Genomic DNA, 3,916 nt, shown 5'->3' on the forward strand with positions numbered 1-3,916 from the left:
CTCTGGTTCAAGTTTCCAACTTGGACCTATAATGGCGGAAGCTTTCAGCTTCCATGAGGCGGCAGCCTCACATTACCTCTGCCCTCTATAGCTCCCTCTATGGCGCGGAAGTTACTTCCGTGCCTTCTAACTCCAGCTGATACTCCCGCGCTGGCGTGAATCTCCGGAGTCGTGCCTACTGATGACGGGCGGTCTCTGCCTGCCCTCGCGGCGCGGCAGCGAAACCAGATATTGCTGCTTCATTCGTGCTGAATTGGCTAAGGAAAAAAGGAAGGACTCAAGACTCAGAACTCAGGACTCACTTTGACACTCCCCCTTTGAAGGGGGCGAAGGGGGATGTTTACACGTGCAGATCCACGCATGGCAGAGGTACGGCCACCCGTCATTTGCCCTACGCCTTGCAGATACTCCCTCCCGGGAGGGGGAGGGGTGGGTTCTACGCATGGCAAACACCTTACAGACCCTGGCTAATCTGGAGACTCGCCCCATCCCATAGCAAGAGACAAGAGCCTCGTGCGCGTTCTATAAACTAACACAAACAACTAACAGACAATCAGCAAATCATCAGACCCCGTAGCGGCTGCAGGAACTGCGAGCGTTTCTGTGCCAACTGCCTAAATAGACCACATCCTGTGAATCATGCCAATCCTGCATAGCCTGCTTCCGGCATATGCAGGGTGCGCTGCCTTACCACTTCTGCCGCTGCTAATGCGGGCACTTGCCGGTATAAAAAAAGGATGCCCCTAAGAGGAGCATCCTTTTCCCTAAACCCTTTATCTAAATCTTTTAAAAGCCTACGCCAACGTAGATCTGAAAGTTGCCAGCTTTGATATCGTTGAGGGCGCGATTGCCCGCTGCGGCGGTGTTGTCAAACTCTCCAATGTCTGCCAGGCTCAGGTAATAGCGGGCGCCCAGTCTAAGAAAGCTTAATCTGGCCTCCAGGCCGGCTGCGGCACCATAATCAAAGCTGTTGAAGCTGGACTTGTCAATTTCCTTGTCATCTTGTTTGACGGCCATGAGTACGCCTACCTGAGGGCCTACATGAAAACTCACGTTGTCTGTGAAATTCAAGACCGCCAACACGGGCACTTCAATGTAATCAAAGCGCATGCTGCCGCCGTCCGTCTTAGTTTCTTTGCGGGAGTACAGGGCCTCTGGCTGAATGGAAAAGAAACTGCCCAGGCTGAACTGGGAGTAGAAACCGGCGTGCCAGTTGGTGGCAGACTTGAGGCCGGGCATGTCATCGGTGCCGTCGCCCCGCAGGTTGGTAAACAGGACCCCGCCTTTCACCCCGAAGCCGCTGTTGGTACGGGTAGGGGCAAATTCGCCTTCGCTGTGGTTGATCACGCCGCGGTTTAAAACGCGCTCCTGCGCCTGTGCTGCGTTGAACAGAAGGGCGCATATAGAAAGTAAAAACAGTTTTTTCATAGCAAGTGGTATTTTTGGTAATCAAAAGCCCTTTTTCCCGGTTATGGAATCAGGTTTCTCATTATACTTTCTCTTAGGCAGAATGTTGCGGCGGCATCTGGTTTGTAAACGTGGGCGTAGGCTGGCGGCAAGACCTGGGCGGTAACTTCTCTTATTCTAACCATACCCATGCTCAAAATTGCCTGGTCAGCAGAATACGCCCACCCGTTGCCCCAAGGGCACCGCTTCCCAATGCTCAAATATGAACTGCTGCCGGAGCAGCTGCTGTATGAAGGCACTGTTTCACAGGAGAACTTCTTCCAGCCGCAGCCCCTCCCAGAGGAGCGCATTCTGCGGGTGCATGACGCGCGGTACTGGCAACGGCTGAGGCATCTGGAGTTAACTCCATCTGAAATCAGGAAAACCGGGTTTCCGCTGTCAGCGGAACTGGTAGACCGGGAAGTGCGCATCATGGGCGGTACCGTAGAGGCGGCATTGTTTGCGCTGGAGTTCGGCGTAGCCATGAACATAGCGGGCGGCACCCACCACGCCTTCACTGACCGGGGCGAAGGGTTCTGCCTGCTCAATGATATTGGTTTGGCGGCGCAGTATCTGCTGGATGAACAGAAGGCGCAGCAGGTGCTGGTGGTTGACTTAGACGTGCACCAGGGCAACGGCACCGCGCAGATCTTTGAGCACGAGCCGCGGGTGTTCACCTTCAGCATGCACGGGGGCAACAACTACCCGCTGCACAAAGAAACCTCTGACCTGGATGTGCCCTTGCCTGACGGGATTGAGGATGCGGGTTACCTGCAGCTGCTCCGGTACCACCTGCCTAGGCTGTTGGAGCAGGTAGAGCCAGACTTTGTGTTTTTCCAGAGCGGGGTAGATGTGCTTGCAACAGATAAACTGGGCAAGCTGGGCCTCACCCACGCCGGTTGCAAAGAGCGTGACCGGCTGGTGCTGGAGCTGTGCCACCAGAACAGGGTTCCGGTCTGCGCCAGCATGGGCGGCGGTTACTCCACCCGCATTGCTGATATTGTAGAGGCCCACGCCAACACGTTCAGGCTGGCGCAGCAGATATTCTTTTAGGGTATCTTTCAGTTATTGGGTACCATGAGGGAGTTCCTGCTGCCTGCTGCCGTAAAGCTGGTTAGAGCTTCCTGTTTGATACATGGAGCAGGCGTGAGCGTGTGCGGGAAGGGGAGCTAGCTCCCTGTTTTAGGGCTGTTTTCAGAAAAATAGCCCTAAAACGGCGGCACAGGCAGACGCTTTCATCCTGTACACCCTTCTTTCAGGAGAAACGCAAGACTCAAAACAGGTGACAATGCTAATCTCTGGTCTTGAGTTTGGTGCGGGGGCTCTGGAAGTTGCTGAAGGTGCGCTTGAGGGTAAGGTACACTACGGGCACCAGCAGGAGCACCAGCAGCAGGTAGATCATTACTTTCACAATCTTCAGGAACAGGCTGATGACCATGGCGGAGAGAAGGATGGAGGCTATCAGGAGAAGCCAGAACTGGAGGGAGCTTTTGGAGGAACTTCGGCCCATGTTGGTAAAATTGGTGGAACATCTTTTCACCCTGCCTCTCTGGAACGGAGAAGAGGTTCAGTAGGAGCAATTGCTTCACAAAGAGAACGTTGGAGGGGCAGGATAAATTCTGCTGCGCCATCTTCTCCTTGATGAAGATACGAAAGTTTTTCTGTTTTAGCCCTGTTTTTCTGAAATGGGGCTCAAAACAAGCTGCCACCTGAACGCCCATCTCCAGCGCAGCCGGTACTGCTGAATGCCCGCCTGGGCCAGAATGCGCTGCCAGTCTGCCTTGGTAAACGCCCGCCGCACAGAGAGCGGCGCATCATTCTTCACCAGATAGGAGCGGGAAAAAAGTTGGGTGAGCGCTTTGATGGAGTAATACGCCAGCGGGTGGCGGTGAAGGTCATTGATGAGCACGGCTACCCGTACCTGCCGGCGCAGCTGCGCCAGCAGCGTGGCCAGCGCGGCATCTGTGAAGTGGTGCAGGAACAGGCTGCAGATGATTACGTCAAACTGTTCCCGCGCGAAGCCCTCTGAGAAAACATCGGCTTGCCGGTAACTGATCTCCCCATACTCCTGGCTGAGGTTGGCGCTGTAGCTGAGCATGAAAGGGTTGGCGTCTATGCCCACCAGCTCCACCGGCTGTCTGCGCTGGCGGGCCCAGCGCGCCACCATTCTGAGGGTGTCACCGCCGCCGCTGCCCAGGTCAGCTACTTTCAGGCTGTTTTCAGGAAAAGAGGCCAGAAAAGGGTGCGCCAGAATCTCATCTAAGCCGTTGCGCACCACCTCATGCCCGCCCAGCCACTGGTTGATGATCTCCAGCTCCCTGAGGTTCTGGCGCAGGTCATCACTGGCCAGCGTGAGGTCATCCATGAGTTCTGGCTGGGTAGAACGCTCCCTAAACATGGTGCACGGTGAGTAACATAGATTCTAAGGTAAGGCCGGGGCCGAAGGCAAAACTGAGAATGGGCTCGTTCT

4 protein-coding genes are annotated in these 3,916 nt (G+C 55.2%); 1 reads left to right on the forward strand and 3 read right to left on the reverse strand.

Features of this window, described 5'->3' with window-relative positions:
- Positions 1-786: 786 nt before the first annotated feature.
- Positions 787-1,428, reverse strand: a complete 642-nt coding sequence (locus tag A8O25_RS22060; protein ID WP_066839787.1) for a porin family protein — start codon at positions 1,426-1,428, stop codon at positions 787-789.
- A 168-nt stretch (positions 1,429-1,596) separates the two neighbouring features.
- Here A8O25_RS22060 and A8O25_RS22065 point away from each other — a divergent pair, with 168 nt between their 5' ends.
- Positions 1,597-2,499, forward strand: a complete 903-nt coding sequence (locus A8O25_RS22065; protein WP_066839789.1) for a histone deacetylase family protein — start codon at positions 1,597-1,599, stop codon at positions 2,497-2,499.
- Between the two features lie 238 nt (positions 2,500-2,737).
- On the opposite strand, the gene A8O25_RS22070 is transcribed toward A8O25_RS22065, so the two are convergent.
- Together A8O25_RS22070 and A8O25_RS22075 are read right to left on the reverse strand one after the other, a co-directional pair.
- Positions 2,738-2,956, reverse strand: a complete 219-nt coding sequence (locus A8O25_RS22070) for a hypothetical protein (protein WP_066839791.1) — start codon at positions 2,954-2,956, stop codon at positions 2,738-2,740.
- A gap of 156 nt (positions 2,957-3,112) precedes the next feature.
- Positions 3,113-3,844 (reverse strand): methyltransferase domain-containing protein, encoded by a 732-nt coding sequence (locus A8O25_RS22075; protein WP_066839794.1) that lies wholly within the window; start codon positions 3,842-3,844, stop codon positions 3,113-3,115.
- Positions 3,845-3,916 lie beyond the last annotated feature (72 nt).

It is taken from the genome of Rufibacter ruber, assembly GCF_001647275.1.
GTDB lineage: Bacteria > Bacteroidota > Bacteroidia > Cytophagales > Hymenobacteraceae > Nibribacter > Nibribacter ruber_C.

Bases quoted from the DNA above. Each gene is read 5' to 3' on its own strand.
- A8O25_RS22060 (WP_066839787.1), bottom strand. From the start codon at position 1,428: ATGAAAAAACTGTTTTTACTTTCTATATGCGCCCTTCTGTTCAACGCA.
- A8O25_RS22065 (WP_066839789.1), top strand. From the start codon at position 1,597: ATGCTCAAAATTGCCTGGTCAGCAGAATACGCCCACCCGTTGCCCCAA.
- A8O25_RS22070 (WP_066839791.1), bottom strand. From the start codon at position 2,956: ATGGGCCGAAGTTCCTCCAAAAGCTCCCTCCAGTTCTGGCTTCTCCTG.
- A8O25_RS22075 (WP_066839794.1), bottom strand. From the start codon at position 3,844: ATGTTTAGGGAGCGTTCTACCCAGCCAGAACTCATGGATGACCTCACG.